The organism is Herbaspirillum rhizosphaerae (assembly GCF_046025915.1).
Lineage (GTDB): Bacteria > Pseudomonadota > Gammaproteobacteria > Burkholderiales > Burkholderiaceae_D > Herbaspirillum > Herbaspirillum rhizosphaerae_A.
Genome location: NZ_JAQQFR010000002.1, coordinates 173,187 through 192,838, shown reverse-complemented (window position 1 = coordinate 192,838; position 19,652 = coordinate 173,187). Strand labels below are relative to the sequence as shown.

The 19,652-nt window shown below is 57.5% G+C and carries 18 protein-coding genes and 3 tRNA genes; 4 read left to right on the top strand and 17 right to left on the bottom strand.

Annotated elements, in window-relative coordinates; genetic code table 11:
* Positions 1-82: 82 nt before the first annotated feature.
* The 3 genes from PQR63_RS03445 to PQR63_RS03435 all read right to left on the bottom strand — a co-directional run bounded on the left by PQR63_RS03445 (position 83) and on the right by PQR63_RS03435 (position 2,823).
* Positions 83-1,807 (bottom strand): methyl-accepting chemotaxis protein, encoded by a 1,725-nt coding sequence (locus PQR63_RS03445; protein WP_408165660.1) that lies wholly within the window; start codon positions 1,805-1,807, stop codon positions 83-85.
* Between the two features lie 427 nt (positions 1,808-2,234).
* Positions 2,235-2,311: transfer RNA gene (locus tag PQR63_RS03440), tRNA-Pro, on the bottom strand.
* A gap of 110 nt (positions 2,312-2,421) precedes the next feature.
* On the bottom strand, positions 2,422-2,823 hold the full coding sequence (locus tag PQR63_RS03435; RefSeq protein ID WP_408165658.1) for a hypothetical protein: 402 nt from the start codon (positions 2,821-2,823) through the stop codon (positions 2,422-2,424).
* A gap of 286 nt (positions 2,824-3,109) precedes the next feature.
* Between PQR63_RS03435 and PQR63_RS03430 the strand changes: the two genes are divergently transcribed.
* Positions 3,110-4,645 (top strand): PAS domain S-box protein, encoded by a 1,536-nt coding sequence (locus PQR63_RS03430; RefSeq protein WP_408165657.1) that lies wholly within the window; start codon positions 3,110-3,112, stop codon positions 4,643-4,645.
* A 45-nt stretch (positions 4,646-4,690) separates the two neighbouring features.
* Here PQR63_RS03430 and PQR63_RS03425 read toward each other — a convergent pair whose 3' ends face one another.
* The 6 genes from PQR63_RS03425 to PQR63_RS03400 all read right to left on the bottom strand — a co-directional run bounded on the left by PQR63_RS03425 (position 4,691) and on the right by PQR63_RS03400 (position 8,927).
* Positions 4,691-5,074, bottom strand: coding sequence for a DUF427 domain-containing protein (locus tag PQR63_RS03425; RefSeq protein ID WP_408165655.1), 384 nt, complete (start codon positions 5,072-5,074; stop codon positions 4,691-4,693).
* A 102-nt stretch (positions 5,075-5,176) separates the two neighbouring features.
* On the bottom strand, positions 5,177-6,424 hold the full coding sequence (locus tag PQR63_RS03420; RefSeq protein ID WP_408165653.1) for an MFS transporter: 1,248 nt from the start codon (positions 6,422-6,424) through the stop codon (positions 5,177-5,179).
* A 270-nt stretch (positions 6,425-6,694) separates the two neighbouring features.
* Complete coding sequence (locus PQR63_RS03415; RefSeq protein WP_232511929.1) at positions 6,695-7,174, bottom strand: Rrf2 family transcriptional regulator; 480 nt, start codon at positions 7,172-7,174, stop codon at positions 6,695-6,697.
* Positions 7,175-7,262: 88 nt separating this feature from the next.
* Positions 7,263-7,338 (bottom strand) — tRNA-Asn (locus PQR63_RS03410).
* Positions 7,339-7,537: 199 nt separating this feature from the next.
* Positions 7,538-7,613: transfer RNA gene (locus tag PQR63_RS03405), tRNA-Asn, on the bottom strand.
* 93 nt (positions 7,614-7,706) lie between these two features.
* Entirely contained in the window at positions 7,707-8,927 is a 1,221-nt protein-coding gene (locus PQR63_RS03400; protein ID WP_408165651.1) for an amino acid aminotransferase, read from the bottom strand.
* 116 nt (positions 8,928-9,043) lie between these two features.
* Between PQR63_RS03400 and uvrB the strand changes: the two genes are divergently transcribed.
* Positions 9,044-11,137, top strand: a complete 2,094-nt coding sequence (gene uvrB, locus PQR63_RS03395; protein ID WP_408165649.1) for an excinuclease ABC subunit UvrB — start codon at positions 9,044-9,046, stop codon at positions 11,135-11,137.
* A gap of 121 nt (positions 11,138-11,258) precedes the next feature.
* A complete protein-coding gene (locus PQR63_RS03390; RefSeq protein ID WP_408165647.1) occupies positions 11,259-12,053 on the top strand; it encodes a uracil-DNA glycosylase family protein in 795 nt (264 codons plus the stop codon).
* Between the two features lie 76 nt (positions 12,054-12,129).
* Here the strand turns inward: PQR63_RS03390 and PQR63_RS03385 are convergent, their stop codons facing one another.
* Positions 12,130-14,103, bottom strand: coding sequence for a methyl-accepting chemotaxis protein (locus PQR63_RS03385; RefSeq protein WP_408165645.1), 1,974 nt, complete (start codon positions 14,101-14,103; stop codon positions 12,130-12,132).
* Here PQR63_RS03385 and PQR63_RS03380 point away from each other — a divergent pair.
* The gene (locus tag PQR63_RS03380; RefSeq protein ID WP_408165643.1) at positions 14,102-14,341 is read left to right on the top strand and encodes a hypothetical protein; all 240 of its coding nucleotides are present in this window, start codon (positions 14,102-14,104) and stop codon (positions 14,339-14,341) included. The two genes, PQR63_RS03385 and PQR63_RS03380, sit on opposite strands and share 2 nt — an antisense overlap.
* Positions 14,342-14,385: 44 nt before the next feature.
* On the opposite strand, the gene PQR63_RS03375 is transcribed toward PQR63_RS03380, so the two are convergent.
* The 7 genes from PQR63_RS03375 to PQR63_RS03345 are packed head-to-tail and all read right to left on the bottom strand — an operon-like array spanning position 14,386 to position 19,642.
* Complete coding sequence (locus tag PQR63_RS03375) at positions 14,386-15,189, bottom strand: sulfite exporter TauE/SafE family protein (RefSeq protein WP_408165641.1); 804 nt, start codon at positions 15,187-15,189, stop codon at positions 14,386-14,388.
* A gap of 23 nt (positions 15,190-15,212) precedes the next feature.
* Positions 15,213-15,806: a malonic semialdehyde reductase gene (locus tag PQR63_RS03370; RefSeq protein WP_408165639.1), complete on the bottom strand. Its 594-nt coding sequence runs from the start codon at positions 15,804-15,806 to the stop codon at positions 15,213-15,215.
* 5 nt (positions 15,807-15,811) lie between these two features.
* A complete protein-coding gene (locus PQR63_RS03365; protein ID WP_408165637.1) occupies positions 15,812-16,195 on the bottom strand; it encodes a RidA family protein in 384 nt (127 codons plus the stop codon).
* Complete coding sequence (locus tag PQR63_RS03360) at positions 16,195-17,115, bottom strand: dihydrodipicolinate synthase family protein (RefSeq protein WP_408165635.1); 921 nt, start codon at positions 17,113-17,115, stop codon at positions 16,195-16,197. The genes PQR63_RS03365 and PQR63_RS03360 overlap by 1 nt, the downstream gene beginning before the upstream one ends.
* A 45-nt stretch (positions 17,116-17,160) precedes the next feature.
* Complete coding sequence (locus PQR63_RS03355; RefSeq protein WP_408165633.1) at positions 17,161-18,078, bottom strand: alpha/beta hydrolase; 918 nt, start codon at positions 18,076-18,078, stop codon at positions 17,161-17,163.
* Positions 18,078-18,884 carry an ABC transporter ATP-binding protein gene (locus tag PQR63_RS03350; RefSeq protein ID WP_408165631.1) on the bottom strand — a complete coding sequence of 269 codons (807 nt, stop codon included), beginning with the start codon at positions 18,882-18,884 and terminating at the stop codon, positions 18,078-18,080. Before PQR63_RS03350 ends, PQR63_RS03355 begins: the two co-directional genes overlap by 1 nt.
* A gap of 14 nt (positions 18,885-18,898) precedes the next feature.
* The gene (locus tag PQR63_RS03345) at positions 18,899-19,642 is read right to left on the bottom strand and encodes an ABC transporter permease (RefSeq protein WP_094563271.1); all 744 of its coding nucleotides are present in this window, start codon (positions 19,640-19,642) and stop codon (positions 18,899-18,901) included.
* Between the last annotated feature and the right edge of the window lie 10 nt (positions 19,643-19,652).

Here is a 19,652-nt window from a genome sequence, read left to right as displayed (position 1 = left end):
TTTCTAGTCGGCCTGCCCGATTCTTAGACAGATACCCCCGTTGTCGAATAGTCTATCAACCTGCCCTGCACGGTCAAGCTGTTCAAGCCGAGATCTGGCGCACCAATCCCTTGCTGTTCTCGATCTTGCTCGCAGTAGTTAGCTGCTTAGGCAGCTTTCCAGACGGTTTTCCTGATGACGTTCTGACGTTTTGCGGCACTAAAGCCGTACTCGCTGTCGCTACCGGCACGCCTGCCTCTGCCTGACTCGACCGGTAACCGACGCGAAAACCGCCCCAGTGCTTGCCGTTAACGTAAATGGGCACCGACAGGTCATGCATGACCTCACCAGTGTCGCGTTTATAGGTTTGCAAGAGGAATGGCTTTGTATTCGCGCCGCAACGCTTTCCGGTGCGATCGCTAAATATGCGCTTGGTGCGGTTGTTCACCAGATCGGTATCGTAGTCGCCGGTCAAGGGCTTGGAAAACTTCTTATTGTGCGTGGGAAAGTAACCGTTGTTATCGACAGCGCCCGCATAAGCCAGTTGCGTCATTCCTTCCAGCAATCCCTCCTGGACATCCGGCAGCACACGATCAGTAAAAGCATCGAACTGCGTGGTGTGCTTGGGTGGATTCGTGTTGGGAATCGGTTTGTAAGTACGATCAAACAACGCCGCCTCGGTGATACGCCCCGCCGCAATCGCCTCTTCGAACAATTTTCCGATCCGTTTGGCGGTGGACGCAGCTGCTTTCTGGATGTCGTCGTGCTGCGTCTTCGCATTGCTTTCTGCGATCGCGTCGTACACCAGTTCGGCACGCTCCGACAACGCCATGGCCGACGCAGCAACCCGCGGCAATTCGATATCGGTTGCCAGCATCCCGTCACGGATCTTCAGGATCGCCTCGGCAATCCGGTGCGTGGTTTCCACGTGCTCGCGAGACGCGCGGGCGATCTGCTGAATCTCCTCTTCCGAGATCCCCGCCGATCGCTCGATGTTGCCGAGAAAACCATGTACCCGCTCAACATTTTGTGACGCTTCCTGCACTTTGACGCTTAGCGCCTGCATACCACCGGCGGCGCGCTCCGCCTCTTCCGTGATGGACCGCACCATCGCACCAATGTCATCGGTTGCCTCTTTCGTGCGTTGCGCCAGTTGGCGCACTTCACCAGCCACCACAGCAAACCCACGGCCATGCTCGCCCGCGCGCGCCGCTTCGATCGCAGCATTCAACGCCAGCAAATTGGTGCGCGCCGCGATTTCACTGATTACTTCGGTGATGCCATGGATGCGCTTGGATTTTTCCTGCAACGCCGACATCATGGCTGATGCATTTTGCGCATCGTGGCGCGCCTTGCTGATCTGCGCCAATCCTAAATCGACTTCAGCACGACCGGCCACACTTTCCGTACGTACGTCGGCAGCAACCTTGGAGGCACGCTCGGCATTGGCCGCAATCTGTTCGGTGGTGCTGGCGTTCTGCTCGGAACCTGCGACGATGCCGTTTGCTGCTTGCACGTCCTGGCCGATTTTGTTCTTGATGGAATCGACAAAATAAGAAGTCTCTGCCGCGCCGATCATGATGTGATCGATTTCGCTACCGATCTTGTCGACGAAACTGATGCCTTGATCCGCGTTGCCGCGCCTGCTCGCAAGAGTGGACAAGATCACTGCCACCGCCGTCGCAGCCACGACTTGCCACAATACTGAGAGCGGCAATCCTGATGCGCCCAGCCCGGCAAACACACCGCCGCCGATGGCAACCGGAATCACCACAGCCAGCAACATATCAAGCGCCCGCGACAGCACCCAGCTTTTCCCTTGGAACATACGGCAGTCTCCTCACAGTATTTCCGTCTCGCCGTTTTGCTATTGATTTGCTGTTGATATGGCAAGTACGGATGTCGTCCAAACAACTTTGAAAGGAGATCTGGATACGCCGGGCCGGTTTGCCATCGATTTCTATTTATGCAATCCGGCGCGCAGTCTCCTCCTATTTTGAGGGCAGCTTACAAGGCATAACTTACGTGTAGCTTATGCGGGGGCGGTCGATGCCGAATCCTTGAGGCAAGTGGTTCACGACTTGGCGCACCTCATCACGCATTTCATCTTTATATACCGGTTGCGCCATACCTGCCGGTAGGCAACTTCATAAAAATGAACTGAGGGCGACCGCCTGCGAGGAAAAGAGCAGAAAAGAAAGGACGCAAAAAAGAAAAAGGGTCACAAGCAAAAGCTTGTAACCCTTGGATTTCTTTGGTCGGGACGGAGTGATTCGAACACTCGACCCCTTGCACCCCATGCAAGTACGCTACCAGGCTGCGCTACGCCCCGACTAGCCGGCAAGTATAGCAGAGCAGGATTTGTTTTGTCTCTACCAACATTCACTGCGGAAGATGGGAATGATGAAACTGCGAGGCAAAATGCTGTGGAAATGCGTGCGATCAGATCTTGATAGCCTCTTGCAATGCATCTTTCATCAGGCCTGGCTCATGCAGCCCCAGATTCTTGGAGCGCAACTTGTCGCGGATCAGACGGAACGCATCGACGTCCAGCATCGGCGACAAGCCGCTATTTTTCGACTTTTTCCTGAGCGCCGATTGTGATTGCAGCTCCGGCTGCAGACGTTCCGGCACGGGCATTGCCGCAACGGCAGCCGCCAGGTCTGAAAGTTCGCTTGCCAACCTCCTTGCGGCATCCGAAAGCGACAGCGTCACCGTATCAGTCGGCATGCGTGTCTTGCTGTCATTGACGGCGATATCTTTGCCCACCACCGAATTCGCTGAATTCTCCGGAGTCGTTTCGTAGACAGTACTTTGCGTATTGCTATCCGCATCAATTTTCATGTCGCATCCATTCTGCACTCGTATCCTGCACTCGCGTCTTCAATTAACGGACATTGCCGTCCAATCTTTAACTCAGCTGCGACACAGCCATCCGCAAACTCACCTATACTCTTTTCCCCGCTATCGCGGGTGCGGCGAATAGATGTAGTAACAGCAATTGCGTCAAAAGCTTGTCCGCGTCACAATACTTGCCATGTTGTCGGCGCACTATTGCGCCCTTGCAGCCAGGTTTTTCAATCATCGGCGCTGATTTTCGCCTGATCGACCATTTGAAGGAACAAGCCAGATGACAGGTGACGAACTCCCAGACGACGCCGAACTGACGGATGCGCAGCGCTTTCAGCTGGCTGTGTCGTCCATTCGCGACTACGCGATTTACATGCTGGACATCAACGGCAACGTCACCACCTGGAACAATGGCGCAGAGCGCTTCAAAGGCTATACCGAGGAAGAAATTCTCGGCACCCACTTCTCACGTTTTTATACTGAGGAAGATCGACAGGCTGGGATCCCCGCACGCGCACTGCGCATTGCCCTCACCGAAGGAAAATTCGAAGACGAAGGCTGGCGGGTACGCAAAGACGGTTCGCGCTTCTGGGCCAGCGTTGTCATCGATCCGATCACGAAGAAAAATGGCGAGCTGATCGGCTTCGCCAAGATCACGCGCGACGTCACGGAGAAGCAGCAAGCCGCGACCGCTCTGGCGCAAGCCAACGCCGCCTTGTTTCAATCACAAAAAATGGAAGCGTTGGGAAAACTCACCGGCGGCGTCGCACATGACTTCAACAACCTGCTGGCGGTTGCGTCAAGCGGCATGGATGTCTTGCTGGCGCAGCACCCGGAATTGCAGGGTTCGCGCACGCTTGACAGCATGCGTCGCGCCATCTCACGCGGCGCCAGCCTGACACAGCAATTGCTGTCATTCGCGCGGCAGCAGCCATTGCAATCGGAAGAGCATGACCTGAACGCGCTGATCAACGATTTTGAATCTGTGCTGCGACGCGCGGGAAACTCCTCGATTCAGTTCAAGATCCAGATCGACTCCAACACGCTCCCGGTCAATATTGATGCCGCACGGTTTGAAACCGCCCTGCTCAATCTCGTCGTCAACGCCTGCCAGGCCATGCCTGAAGGTGGTCACCTGGCGATCAGCACCAACCGGATTCGCCTGAAAGAAAAGGCGGTCAACAATCTGCCCGCCGGACTGTATGCGGAGGTTCGCGTGTCGGATACCGGTATCGGCATGACACCCGATGTGGCGGCGCGCGCCTTTGAACCATTCTTCACCACCAAGGCACCGGGTGATGGCACGGGCTTGGGCTTGAGTCAGGTCTACGGTTTCATCACCCAATCAGGCGGCGAAGTCGTCATTGTCAGCGAAGCAGGAATCGGATCAAGCTTTTCGGTTTATTTGCCAGCAGTGGAAAGTAACGCAGCGCGCGAGCGCAACGAGGGACGTCTCGATATCGAGACTGTGCTGATCGTCGATGATCAACTGGACTTGCTGGAGGTGACGGCAGAACTCTTCCGCACACTAGGCTACGAAGCCCTGACCGCCACCAGCGGTGCGGAAGCGCTGGCGGTGCTGGAACGCACACCGATCGACATCCTCTTCAGCGACGTCGTCATGCCCAACAGTATCAGCGGCGTAGAACTGGCGCGACTGACGCGCGAACAATATCCTGACACCAAAATCATCCTGGCATCGGGATACCCGCTCCCCGGATTGAGTGCGACTCAGGGCGGCGTGGCCGGCTTTTCTTTCCTCAACAAGCCCTATCAGCTATCTGACCTGGCAAAGACGCTGCGCAGCAAGGCCTGAAGCCGGTCATCGGTAACCGGCGATTCTGCCCGCCACGAGACAATCTCAGCCTGCGTCCTGCACGCTGATGGCATCAACGCGATCAGGATAAAAAGCCACGTGTCCCTTGATCGCCGCAACGGCAGGATAGGGTTCTTCATAACTCCAGACCGCATTGACCGAGCGCCCTCCGCCGACGGGAATGCTGTAGTAAGAGCACTCTCCCTTATACGGACAGTAGGTATTGTGATCGGTGCGTTCCAGCAGCGCCATGTCCACGTCCTTACGCGGAATGTAGTACACCGGCGGATATGCCGCCTCGCGCAGTACCAATACCGAGGTGGAATCGGCGACGGCATGCCCGCCCAGCGTTACAACAATACGTACGGCGGTCGGTTCAATACTGATCGGATGATCGGGGCCGGGGGTTTTGATTACTCTTGCATTCATCGCTTTTCTCCTGCGCTATCGTGAATAGAGACACTAGGGCCTAAGATAGTAGAAATAAAAAAAGCTTGCAGCGTTTGATCTGCAAGCCTTTTATTTGCTCAATTACTTGTGAAGGGTATCAGCAAGATTCTTGTTGTTTATCCCGAAGCTGGCAATCGCCACCAGCCCCAGCAATCCCAGCGCGCTGCCCAGCCACATGGTGGAAGGAATACCGACTGCATCCACCACCACGCCGCCGACAAACGAGCCGACCGCAATGGCGACCTGTACGATACTGACGAACAGCGCCGAACCGGCTTCCGGCAGATCAGGCGACGACAGTTGCAGCCAGATGCTCAGGCACAGCGGAATCGCACCGAAGGCGATGCCCCAGGCAATCACCATCGCCGTCACACCAAAGCTGGAAGCATGCACCAGCGGCAGACACAGCAACGCGATCATCAGAATGACCACCATGCCGAAGAGCGATGCCTGCAGATGACGTGTCACTACTGCCGAGATCGCCAGATTGGAGACAAAGCCCACAAAGCCGAACGCCAGCAGTACGGTCGTGATTGCCGACAGGCTGAAACCGTTCTGACCGAGGAAAGGTGCGACATAGGTGTACGACGAAAAGTGCGCGCCGAATACCAGTGCCACCATCAGCAGACTCTTGCGCGGATTCGCACGGCTAACCAGCGTGGTCAGATCACGGAAGCGGATCGCCGCCTTGGAAGGCAACGACGGCAACAACAAGGTCTGAGCCGCCAGCGCCAACGCCGCCAGAATACCGGTAGCGATGAACGAAGCGCGCCATGAGGACATACCGCTGATGAACGTACCCAAAGGCACACCGATCACCGTGGCAAAAGTCACGCCGCTCAAAATCATGGCGGTTGCTTTCGCCGCATGCTCCTGCTTGACCAGACGTCCGGCAGTGGCCAGCGCCAAGGTCCAGAAACCACCCAGCGCAGCACCCAATAACGCACGGCCCAGCAACATCACGCCGAAGGAAGGTGCAAACGCCGACACCAGATTCGATGCCAGCAACAATACCGACAACATCAGCAAAATGAAACGACGATTGATGCGCCCCGCCCCCAACATCAGACCTGGGGCCGAAATGGCCGCGACCACACCAGGCGTCGTCACCATCAGTCCGGCAGTGCCTGGCGACACGCCGAGGTCGTGTGCAATTTGCGGCAACAAGCCGACTGGCAAGAACTCAGTTGTCACGAACGCAAACGCGCCGATCGCCACCGATACCACCGACAGCCACGAGCGCAACGGCGACGCCGCGTTTTCGGCCGCACTCAGCGGATCGTGCGTAACGTCGTCCTGCACGCCGCCTACCGCGATATTCTTTTCCATGTAAAACTCCTGAACTCTGTTTGCCCTTGCGCCGCCCCAGCGCCGAGCTGATTAATCTTGATCAAATGCTGCTCCGGCAAACGGCTTGTGCCGGCTGCACTGACTGCATTCGCTTACTTCCTTGTTTCGTCGCCTGTGATGCCGAAGAAATACCATCGGCAGCACTTGATTATTTAAACTGTCTTATTTTTAATGACAGTTATGAGGTAAAAATTAGGACCTCAGAGGATCCTTCTTTTCATGTGCAGCTTGTCTCGTTATATGCGAAGTCTAAGATTCGACTTCGTCTGAAATTTTGTTCACAAGCTCGGACAGTTTTCTGCCCTTCAATATTTTCAGCATCGCGCCTTCAACCTCGGTAATGACCGGCTCCAGCGCCATGTCCATACCGCAGCTGACGGGGCAACACAAATCCTTGGGACGCGTATTGTGCTTCAGTACCGGCTCTTCTTCCACCGCCTGATAAATCTCTGCCAGACTGATTTGCGAAGCCGGCCGCGCCAACTGCGCACCACCGCCCCGACCTTCTTTTGTTACCACCAAATGTGCTTTCGACAGCTTGCACAGCAATTCGCGCACGAACACAGGGTTGGTATTGACGCTGGTCGCAATGGCAGACGAGGGAAGAAACTCTTTCCCCTCCCGGGTCGCGTGCTCGACGCTGACCAATATGTGTGCCGCCACGGCAAATCGACTCGACTTCATACTGTAGTTATATTCGATACAGATAACGAAGTCAACTAACTTCACTGAATATGCTTATGCGACTTTCATGCCAGGCACAATTCCGACCGGAAAAAGCAAAAGCCCCGCACGAATGCGAGGCTTTCAAATTTTGTGGCTCCCCGACCTGGACTCGAACCAGGGACCTGCGGATTAACAGTCCGTCGCTCTACCAACTGAGCTATCAGGGAACAGCTGAGGGCGCGATTATGAACTAAATTTTCTTTCCCCGCCAGATCTTTGCGGAAGAAATTTACAACTCAGTTTTACATCGTGCCGCCACACTTTCACTCAAGGTGTGACATCAAAAAAAAGCATTCCAAAGAAGACAGTTTCACTTCTATTGAAATTGAAAAAGCCCCGCACGGATGCGAGGCTTTTCGAATTTTTTGGCTCCCCGACCTGGACTCGAACCAGGGACCTGCGGATTAACAGTCCGTCGCTCTACCAACTGAGCTATCAGGGAACAGCTGAGAAAAAGATTATGACCGGAATTTTACTTACTGTCAAAACCTTTTTGCATCCCGACCATTTTTCAGGCCGGAATGCGCTTCCCTATTTAGAGGACTTTAGCGATGGCGTCGACGACGGCATCGATGTTCTTCGTGTTCAGCGCAGCGACGCAGATACGACCTGTGTCGACGGCGTAGATCGAGAACTCGGTACGCAGACGTTCGACTTGCGCCTTGGTCAGACCCGAGTACGAGAACATGCCGCGTTGCTTGATGACGAAATCGAAATCATGCGACGGTGCTTTTTCTTTCAGCTTGGCCACCAGCAGTTGGCGCATTTCACGAATGCGCACGCGCATCTCGGCCAGTTCGCTTTCCCACAGTGCGCGCAGTTCCGGCGATGCCAGCGCAGTCGCGACAACCTGACCACCGTGGATTGGCGGGTTGGAATAGTTGGTGCGGACGACGCGCTTCAATTGCGACAGCACGCGGCTGGCTTCTTCGTTGGTGGCGGCGACGATGCTCAATGCACCAACGCGTTCGCCATACAGCGAGAACGACTTCGAGAACGAGTTCGACACGAACAGCGGACCACCGGCTTCTGCGAAACGGCGCACCACTTTGCCGTCTTCTTCGATGCCGTCGCCAAACCCCTGATAAGCCATGTCGAGGAAAGGAATCAGGCCACGCGAAGTCACGACTTCGATCACTTGCGTCCATTGATCGGCAGTCAGATCAGCGCCGGTCGGGTTGTGGCAGCATGCGTGCAGCAACACGACCGAACCTGCGGCCATGGTCTTCAGCGCATCCAGCATGCCCGCGAAATTCACACCGCGGGTAGCCGCGTCGTAGTACGGATAGTTGTTGACGGTGAAGCCCGCCATTTCAAACAGGGCACGGTGGTTTTCCCAGCTTGGATCGCTGATCCAGACTTGGGTGCCTGCCGGCGAGAAATGCTTCAGGAAGTCGGCACCCAGCTTCAGTGCACCAGTACCGCCCAGAGCTTGCACAGTGAGTGCACGCTTCTCTTGAACAACCGCGCTGTCGGCACCAAATACCAGTTCTTGGACTGCCTTGTCGTACGTTGCCAGACCATCAATCGGCAAATAAGTACGCGGAGCCAGCTTGGCAGCCAGTTCAGCTTCCGCCTTTTTCACGCACTCCAGCAGCGGCACTTTGCCGTTATCGTCGTAATAGACGCCAACACCAAGGTTGGTCTTGCCTGGATTCTTGTCGGCATTGAAACCTTCCGTGATGCCGAGAATAGGGTCGCGTGGCGCCATTTCGATGGCGGTGAAAAGGGAGGAGGCTGAGAGAGGTGCGTTCATCGTGATAACATAAAAAGTTAGCTGCAAATGTGGATTGCAGTCGGGATGGATGCAGGGCAAAGCCGCGAGCCGAGCACCGTTTTGCAACGCATAATTTTACCAAAGGTCGAATGACAATGGCTGATTTATCCCCCTTAAGTACCGTTGCCCCTACTCTCGACGAGGGTAAGTTCCTGACTTTCCCGGGTTCGCCGTACCGCCTGTACCAGCCCTTCCCGCCTGCCGGCGATCAACCTGCAGCGATCGACAAGCTGGTCGAAGGCGTCAACGACGGCCTGTTCTTCCAGACCTTGCTGGGCGTCACCGGTTCGGGCAAGACCTATACGATGGCCAACACCATCGCCCGCCTCGGCCGGCCTGCGATCATCTTCGCGCCGAACAAAACGCTGGCGGCGCAGCTATATAGCGAATTTCGTGAGTTCTTTCCGCAGAACGCGGTCGAATATTTCGTCAGCTACTACGATTATTACCAGCCGGAAGCCTACGTGCCGCAGCGCGACTTGTTCATCGAGAAAGATTCCTCGATCAACGAGCATATTGAACAGATGCGCCTGTCCTGCACCAAATCGCTCATGGAACGCCGCGACGTTGTGATTGTGGCAACTGTTTCCGCAATCTACGGTATCGGTAACCCGAATGAATACCATCAGATGATCCTGACCTTGCGCGCCAAGGACAAGGTCAGCCAGCGCGACGTCATCGCGCGCCTGATCCAGATGCAATACTCGCGCAATGAAGTCGACTTCGGCCGCGGTACCTTCCGCGTGCGCGGCGACACCATCGACGTGTTCCCGGCGGAACATGCCGAACTGGCGGTGCGTATCGAAATGTTTGACGACGAAATCGACAGCCTGCAATTGTTCGACCCGCTGACCGGCCGTGTGCGCCAGAAGATTCCGCGCTTCACCGTCTATCCGGGGTCGCACTATGTCACGCCGCGCGCCACGGTGCTGCGCGCCATTGAGACCATCAAGGACGAACTGCGCGAACGACTGGAATTTTTCCGCAAGGAAAACAAGCTCATTGAAGAGCAGCGTCTGGAACAGCGCACCCGCTTCGACATCGAGATGATGACCGAGATCGGCTTCACCAAAGGCATCGAAAACTATTCTCGCCATCTGTCGGGCGCCAAGGCCGGTGACCCGCCGCCGACGCTGGTTGATTACCTGCCGCAAGACGCGATCATGTTCCTCGATGAGTCGCACGTGCTGATCGGCCAGTTGAACGGCATGTACAACGGCGACCGTGCGCGCAAGACCAACCTGGTCGACTACGGCTTCCGCCTGCCGTCGGCGCTGGACAACCGTCCGCTGAAGTTCGATGAATTCCAGAGCAAGTTGCGCCAGACCGTGTTCGTCTCAGCCACGCCAGCGGATTTTGAAAACACCCACGCCGATCAGGTGGTCGAGCAAGTGGTGCGTCCGACCGGCCTGGTCGATCCGCTCATCGAGGTACGCCCCGCCACCACGCAGGTCGACGATCTGATGCAGGAAATCACCATCCGCGTCAAAAAGAACGAGCGCGTTCTGGTGACCACACTGACCAAGCGCATGGCCGAACAGCTGACGGAATTCCTGAGCGACAACGGCATCAAGGTGCGTTATCTGCACAGCGATATCGACACCGTCGAACGCGTGGAAATCATCCGCGACCTGCGTCTCGGCACCTTCGACGTACTGGTCGGCATCAACTTGCTGCGCGAAGGTCTGGACATCCCCGAAGTGTCGCTGGTAGCGATCCTCGACGCCGACAAGGAAGGCTTCCTGCGTTCCGAACGCAGTCTGATTCAGACCATCGGCCGCGCTGCACGTAACCTCAATGGTATGGCGATCCTGTACGGCGACAAGGTCACCGACTCGATGCACCGCGCCATCGGCGAGACCGAACGCCGCCGGGCCAAGCAGGTTGCCTTCAACACAGCCAACGGCATCACGCCGATGGGCATCAAGAAGGAAATCCGCGAGCTCATCGACGGCGTCTACAGCCCGCAGGAAGCGCGTGTCGAACTGATGGTTGCGCAAGAGCAGGCCAACTACGAAGCCATGAGCGAGAAGCAAGTCAGCAAGGAAATCAAGCGCCTCGAAAAACTCATGCTGGATCATGCAAAGAACCTGGAGTTCGAAAAGGCCGCGAAGGTGCGCGATCAGTTGCATCAACTCAAGCAGCAATTGTTTGGCGCTGCGGGTGACGATAACGTGGCGGTAGCCTGACGGGTTTCATTCAGTTCCACTCAAACAGAACGAAGCATCCGAAGCTGCCCGTATTGATTTCGCATTGGCGTATCATGCGGGCAGCTTTTTATTTACCGACTCCATTCACAAGACATCTCTCATGCCGGCTACCGTCCCTTCCGCCCTGCTCGATCTTTGCGGCTCTGCCGATCCTTCCTGGCAAGCCATCCTGAAAACCGGTCTGCAAGCCATCGCCGACAAAGATCCGGCCTATCTGCCGGCATTGGTGGAAGACGCCACTTATCTGCCAACGGAAGGTCGCCTCTTTGCCGCCTTCCTGCAGCCGATCGACAAGGTGCGTTACGTATTGGTCGGTGAAGGCCCCTACCCGCGCGCGGCCAGCGCCACCGGCGTGTGCTTCATGGACGGCGCGGTCGGCTCGCTATGGTCGGACAAGGGCCTGTCCAAGCAAGTCAATCGCGCCACTTCGTTGCGCAACTTCATGAAGATGCTGCTGGTCGCCGACGGTCAGGTCTCCGTCGATAAAACCAGCGGCGACGCCCTGCTCGATATCGCCGCCAAGGCGCAGGTCGACACCGCCGGCACGATCCAGACGCTGTCCGACCTGCAAGACAACCTGACTGCGCAAGGCTTCCTGCTGCTCAACGCCAGCCTGGTGTTCCGCACGCACGTCGCGCCGGTCAAGGATGCAAAAGCCTGGAAGCCATTCTTTGAAACCGTATTGAAAGGTTTGGCGGAACACGCCGATGCCGGCAAAAAGACGCTACCGACATTGGTCTTGTGGGGAAAGATCGCAGAACAGCTCGATGGCTTGCCGGTGGTGGAGCGCTTCCCGCGCGCCGTCGCGGAGCATCCCTACAACCTGACCTTCATCGCCCACAGCGGCATGCAAAAACTGTTCGGCGACATGCACTTGTTGAAGAAGCAGGCGTAGAAGCATTTTCCGTTACGCGCATAAAAAAACGGCGTCGCTACTTTCGCGACGCAGTTTTTATTTTTACTTGCTGTGCTTAAAACTCTTCCCAGGATCCGTTCTCGTCGCTGCCGGCTTTCATCGCCTTGCTCTCGCTGGCGGGCTTGGCGGCAGCGATCTTTACGACCTCTTTCTTGACCGCAGGCTTGGCTTTGATCGTCGGTGCCGATGGCGTGATATCGACAGTGCGCTTGGTCGTGCGACCGACTGGCGCAACGGCCCTGTCTTCCAGCTTGAACTCGGCCACCACCTCGGCCAGATGTGCAGCCTGATCCTGCAAGGATTGTGCAGCGGCGGCGGCTTGCTCCACCAGTGCAGCATTCTGTTGTGTGGCCTCATCCATCTGCGTGATGGCGCGACCGATCTCGGCGATGCCCGAACTCTGCTCCTGGCTGGCCGCGCTGATTTCTCCGACGATGTCAGTCACACGACGCACGCTGGAGACCACCTCGGTCATGGTGTTGCCGGCCTGCTCGACCAATTGACTGCCGGCGTCGACTTCGTGCACCGAAGCGTCAATCAACGACTTGATCTCTTTCGCCGCGGTAGCGCTGCGTTGCGCGAGGCTGCGTACCTCCGACGCCACCACCGCAAAGCCGCGGCCCTGCTCGCCGGCGCGTGCAGCTTCTACCGCGGCATTAAGGGCCAGGATATTGGTCTGGAAAGCGATACCGTCAATCACGCTGATGATATCGACGATCTTGCGCGCCGAAGCATTGATCGATCCCATGGTATCGACCACTTGCGCCACCACCGCTCCGCCTTGCACTGCGACTTCGGATGCGGAGACAGCCAGTTGGTTGGCCTGCCGTGCATTGTCTGCGTTCTGCTTGACGGTAGAGGTAAGTTCTTCCATCGCCGAAGCGGTTTCTTCCAGTGAACCGGCTTGCTGCTCGGTGCGGCCGGACAGATCGAGATTGCCGCTGGCGATTTCACTCGACGAGGTTTTGACGGACTCACTCGCGTGACGGATTTCCAGCAATGTCGCAGCGATCTTTCCAGTGAAGCGATTGAAGGCGCCGGCAATCTGAGACAACTCGTCACGTCCTTCCGCATTCAGGCGACAAGTCAGATCGCCTTCGCCGGAAGCGATATCTTCCAACGCATCACGCACCAGTCCAAGCCGTTTCAGCAAACTGGTAATCGTCCAGGTCAGCAACACCGCGGCGGCAGCAATCGCAAGAATCGCGGCGATCGCCGACGTGACAATCAGAGAGCGAATCGAATGCGTTGCTTCGGCATAGTTCAGCGCCACGACCAGCGACCAGTCCGTTCCTTCGATCGTGCGTACGTAGAGCAATACCCGGACGCCGTTAATCCTCGCCTCGCCGCCCTGCTGCCCCATTGCCGCCAATGCTTGCGGCGTCAGCGATTGATCCAGCGCAGAGATCGGCTTCAACGCCAGCTCCTTGTTCGGGTGCGTAATGATCACTCCGTCCTTGCCGACGATGAAGGCAAAGCTGCCCGGCGTCGGTTTGATGCCCGCGACATTGCGAACAACATTGTCGAGCTGCACGTCGGAGCCGACCACCGCTTTGAGATCGCTCTTGCCGCCAACGGCTTCCGCGAAGGTCACCACCAGCTTGCCGGTTGTCGCATCGACATAGGGCGCCGTCAGCACCGGCGCGCCGGCATTGACCGCCTGCACATACCAGGGTCGCCCGGTCGGGTCATAGCCCGGCGGCATATCGTGCAAGGCCAGCATGCGCTTGTCCGGATAGCCGATATAGGCGTCGTCAAAAGCCCCCGCCTCTTTGGCCGCGGCAATGATAGGCACCACGTCACTCTGCTTGAGCGCCTGCTTCATCGATCCAGTGATGGTGCGTTTGCTGCGAACCCAGTCGGCAATGTTTGCAGCATGACTATCCGCCAGCTGCTCCATCTCGGTATTCAGGGTTTCCAGAGTGTCGCGCCGCACACCGTAGATATTGGCAGCGCTTAAGGCAATCATGGCGAACGCCACGATCAGAACGCAAATAACGATAAGGCGGGTCCGAAGTGAGGACAGCATGATATTTCCCCTGAGTGATGCAGCAGATGCAATGGATACAACGAATGCAAATGCGCAAATGTGCGTCGCCCCAGCAATGCCAGAAAGCATTATTGAGTTACGACAACTTTATATCGACAACAACCGCGAACGGCCAAAAGCTGCGACAAAAGAAACCCTCACCTTGTCATCCAATATAGCAGGCATTTATGTCAATTTCATTTCGCGAAAATCCGGTGCATCGAGGCAAAACCTTTGAACTCCAGCGAGTTGCCCGACGGATTCTGGAAGAACATCGTCGATCTACAGCATGCCGATCAGCATCTTGGTACCGACGGCAATCAGCATGAGCGCAAACAGTTTTTTCAGCTTCGTCACCGGCAAGGCATGCGCCATCCGCGCCCCCAATGGCGCGGTAAATACGCTCGCCACGGCAATGCCGATCAGCGCCGGCAGATAGACAAAACCGACACTCGGGGAAGGCAGATTTTCGATGCGCAAACCGTTGACGACAAAGCCAATCGTGCCCGCCAATGCAATGGGAAAACCGAGTGCCGCTGACGTACCGATCACCGTGTGCAACTGTACGTTGCACCAGGTCATGAACGGTACCGACAAGGTGCCGCCACCAATGCCGACGAAGCTCGAAAACACGCCGATGGCGCCGCCCGCGCTCAGCAAACCCGGCGTCTGCGGCAACTGCCGGCTGGCCTTTGGCTTCAGATTGAGCAGCATCTGCGCCGCGACGAAATAGGCGAAACCGATGAAGATCATCTTCAGCAACTGGCTCGACATCTGCGCCGCCAGCCAGGCGCCGAGCAAAGTCCCCAGCATAATGCCGGGCGTGATGCGCCGAACGATGGCCCAGTCCACTGCACCGCGCGCATGGTGCGCACGCAGGCTGGAGATCGAGGTGAACAGGATCGATGCCATCGAGGTCGCCAGCGCCATGTGCTGCACGTATTCGGTTGGAAAGCCATGCGCGGCAAAGATGAACACCAGCGCCGGCACGATCACGGTGCCACCGCCGACGCCAAGCAATCCCGCGAGGATGCCGGTGCCTGCACCGAGGAGAAGATAGGAAATCAGTTCAGGAAGAAATTGCATGATCAATCATCGGAATCAGAAAATCAAAGAAGCTGGCACGCCTGCTCAAACGACAGACGCGGACTGCGCGGAAACAACTTGCTGCTATCGCCGTGGCCGAGATTGCAAAGGAAATTGACGCGATAGCGGCCGTCGGCGAAGAAGATCGCATTGAGCTTGTCCGCATCGAAACCCGACATCGGCCCGACGTCGAGCCCGATGCTGCGCGCCGCCAGCATCAGGTAAGCGCCCTGCAGGCTGCTGTTGCGGAATGCGGTTGCTTCAGCCAGAACCGGTTTGGAGGTAAACAGATCACGCATGCCCGGATTGTGCGGAAACAACTGCGGCAGCAAGTCATAGAATTGCGTGTCGTAAGCAACCACCGCCACCACCGGCGCGGTCATCACCTTGTCGACGTTGCCGGGATTGAGTGCAGGCCGCAGCCGCTCTTTTGCCTCCTCGCTACGCAAAAATAAAATACGCGCCGGCGAACAATTGGCGCTGGTCGGGGCCAGCTTCATCAACGCATAGATCTGCTGCAGCTCATCGTCGCTGACAGCCGTCGGCAACCAACCGTTCTGCGTACGCGCCTGGCGAAACAGGCGATCAAGCGCCTGATCGGAAATCACATCGTTCATCTTGTTCACTTGAGTGGTTTGTAAGCGGTTGCTGTCAACTCGACCAGCATGTTCGGATGCGGCAGTTGATGCACTGCCACGGTCGTGCGCGTCGGCCCCTGCTCGCTGAAATATTCCCCATAGACGCCGTTGTAGCCATCGAAGTCACGCATGTTCACCAGATAACTGGTGATGGCGACACAATCGGCGAGATCGGCATCGAGCGTCTGCAAGGCATCACGGATCTTGCCGATGACGATACACGTCTGTTCGCGTACGTCACCGGGAACACTGCCGTCAGCCAGCCTGGCGCTCATGCCGGAGACGAAGAGATAATCGCCGGCACGTTTGACGTGGGGGTATTTCCCCAGCGGTTTGGCTTGCCGGGCTTGCGTTGCAGTAGTACTCATCAGCCCGCCAATCCCGGCATGCCGAAACCGATCTGCTTCAGCTCATCCAGCAATTGCAACTTGTGCTGCGCATTCAGGCCGCTCAGCGGCGGACGAACGTTTTCCCATACCGGATTGTCGCTGTAATGCGCCGTAGCGAACTTGAGTGCAGCGATCATCGGATATTTCTGGAAGGTCTGGCGCACGGCGTCGGCCTGCTGCTGCAATTGCGCGCCGTTGTCCTTGTCCCAATCGGCGCACAGCTTGCTGATGCCGGCCGGATTGATATTGGCGGTCGCCGAAATGCAACCGGCAGCGCCCAGCGGACGTGCGCGCGACAGGAAGGATTCGGACGCCGGGAAAATCGCAAAGCCGGGAAACGCTTTCAGCATCGCGGCGACGTTGTCCCAATCGCCGGAACTGTCCTTGATACCAACCACGGTTTCGGGGAAATCCCTGATCAGACGTTCGATCAAGGTCAGCGTGATCGGCACGCCGGTGAAGGCCGGGATGTGATACAGGTAAAGTTTGAGCTTGGGTGAATCGACGCGCGCGATGACTTCGGCGTAATACTTGTACAGGCCATCGTCGGAGACGCCCTTGTAGTAAAACGGCGGCAACATCAGCACGCCGGCGCAACCGGCATCGACGGCATGGCGCGTCAGTGCAACGGTATCGTCGAGGGCGCAGCAGCCGGTGCCCGGCAACATGCGCGCGGGAGCCAGCCCTTCACTGATGAGGCGGTCGAGCAGTTGCTTGCGCTCGGCGACCGTCAGCGAATTAGCTTCGCTATTGGTGCCGAAGATCGCCAGCCCTGCGCCCTGACTCAGCAGCCAGCGACTGTGACGGACGAACAAGTCGGCGTCGACGCTGAGGTCGGACTTGAACGGTGTGACGACAGGCGCAAATACGCCGGATAGTGCGGAAGATGATTTGCTCATAAAGGTTCTCTCAGAATGAAATGTTCACTACCAGATCACCACCGCTCAGGCGGCTTCGATGAAATCCAGAATCTGCCGACCCAGCACGTCGTCGTCGGTATCCATGTGGGCGACGATAGAGGTGTGGTTGTGATGCCGCACCTGCACGAAACGTGGTGCACGACCTCGCGCCTGGCCAACGCGCCAGAACAGTTCGGCGGCATACACATCGAGATAGGGATTCTCATGCTCGGCGATGGCGATCATGAGCGGCACATCGATATTGGCCGCGTAAGTCACCGGTGAGACTTGCTCGTACAACTCAGCATCCTCACCCCAGTAAGCCCTGACGCCGCCAGCGTTAGGATTGTCTGCATGCACATCAGCACGCAGACGTGCGCTGATCAGCACCAGCTTGGCCACGCCATGCCCTGTCGCCGGACGTACGCGCGGATCGGCGATGTAACTGGCAGCATGTGCACCGCCGGCGGAGTGACCGATCAGGATGATCTGATCAGGATCGCCGCCGTATTCATGCGCGTGCGCTCTGGCCCAGGCGACTGCGGCGGCAACGTCGTCAGAACCGGCCGGATAAGGGGCTTCCGGTGCGAGGCGATATTCGACGTTGATGCCGACCATGCCCTGACGCGCAAAGTAGTACAGCACGTTGCCGTAAATTTGCTCGTTGGAATTCATATTGCCGCGCAGGAAAGCCCCGCCATGTATAAACATGATCACCGGCTTGAGCTGCGGCGCGGAAGCGCCGCGCGGCAGATAGACATCAAGCTTCTGACGCGCGTGTTCGCCATAAGCGATATCGCGCGTGACGATGATGCCGTCCTTGCCGACGGCACTGAGCAACGGCGTATAGATGTCGACCACGGCCTGGCGATGGCGATTGATGTCATTGCGCCAGACCGGCCCCAGCGCCAGCAAGTCACCAGCGCTTTGGTCCGACAGACCGGGAAAAACCTTGTCCCGCATCAGTACACTCCCATGATCTTGCTGATCTCGGCGATGTACTGGCCGTAGCGCGGATTGCCCTTGATGTTTTCCGGCAGGCGCGGACGCGGCAGGTCGATCTTGATGTCATGCAGGATGCGGCCGGGACGCCCCGACATCACCAGCACGCGATCCGACAGAAAGACCGCTTCCTGGATGCTGTGCGTGATCAGCATCACGGTCTGCATGCGCTCTTGCCAGATGCGCAGCAGCTCGACGTTGAGCAAGTCACGCGTCAGGGCGTCGAGCGCACCGAAGGGTTCGTCCATCAGCAGGATGCCAGGATCGAGTGCGAGGATCTGACCGATCGAAGCGCGCTGGCGCATGCCACCCGAGAGCTGGTGCGGATGGTTCTGTTCAAACCCGGACAGGCCGAGCATCTTGATCAGATCGCGCACTTTCGCTGCGGTCTGCTCTGCCGGCAACTTGCGTAGTTGCGCACCGAGCATCATGTTTTTTTCTACCGTCAGCCACGGCAGCATGTTGCTGCTCTGAAAAACCACGCCGATCTCCGACGACGGCCCTTTGACCGGCTTGTTGTTGACCAGCACTTCGCCTTCGTTGTGCGGCACCAGACCGGCGACGATGCGCAGCAAGGTGCTCTTGCCGCAACCGCTGGGGCCGAGGATGGACACGAATTCACGTTCGCGGATCGTCAGCGAGACGTCTTCGAGCGCGTTGACGGCATGCTTGCCGGGATAGCGTTTCAGTACATTGCGTACGCAGATGGCGCCGGCTTCGTTCATGGATTCTTCCGCAGGTACGGCTTTCAGGTTTCTGAGCGTCATTGTCTGTCCCATCGTTACACCGCCTTCCCGCGCCACCACACCAGGCGCGAAACCACTTCCACAATCCAGTACAGGAAAGTCGCCAGCACCGTGATCACCAGAATCGCGGCAAACATCAGATCAGTCTTGGCGTTGGCGGTCGCCAGCGTGATCAGATGGCCGAGGCCTTCTTCCGAACCGATGAACTCGCCGACAATGGCGCCGATCACCGCCAGCGGCATGGAGATCTTGATACCGTCGATGAAACTCGGCAGCGCTGCCGGCACATGCAGACGCCAGAAGGTGTCCCAGCGCGAGGCGCCGAGTGCGCGGAAATGTTCATCCAGATTGGCCGCAATGCCGGACAAGCCGCCCAACGTCGCAATCACCACTGGGAAGAAAGCAAACAAGAAAGTCGCCGCGATCTTGGAGGCGAAGCCGTAGCCGAACCACACGATCATCAACGGCGCCAGTGCGATCTTCGGCATGCTTTGCAGCGCGGCGATGAAGGGATACAAGGTGCGCCGCGTAAAGTCGCTGAAATGAATCAGCATGCCCAGCAGCACGCCACCGGCCACTGCCGCGACGAAGCCGACCAGCACTTCGGTGAGTGTCACCCAGGTATCGCTGACGACCATGTCGCGCGCATCCCAGCCGGCCAGCACCACCGCACTTAACGGCGGCAGCAGATAACGCCGCACGCCGAGCGCGGCAACGCCGTACTCCCACAACAGCGCAAACGCGCCCCAGAAAACGATGGCCTCTATCCAGCGTTTCATTTGTCTCCTC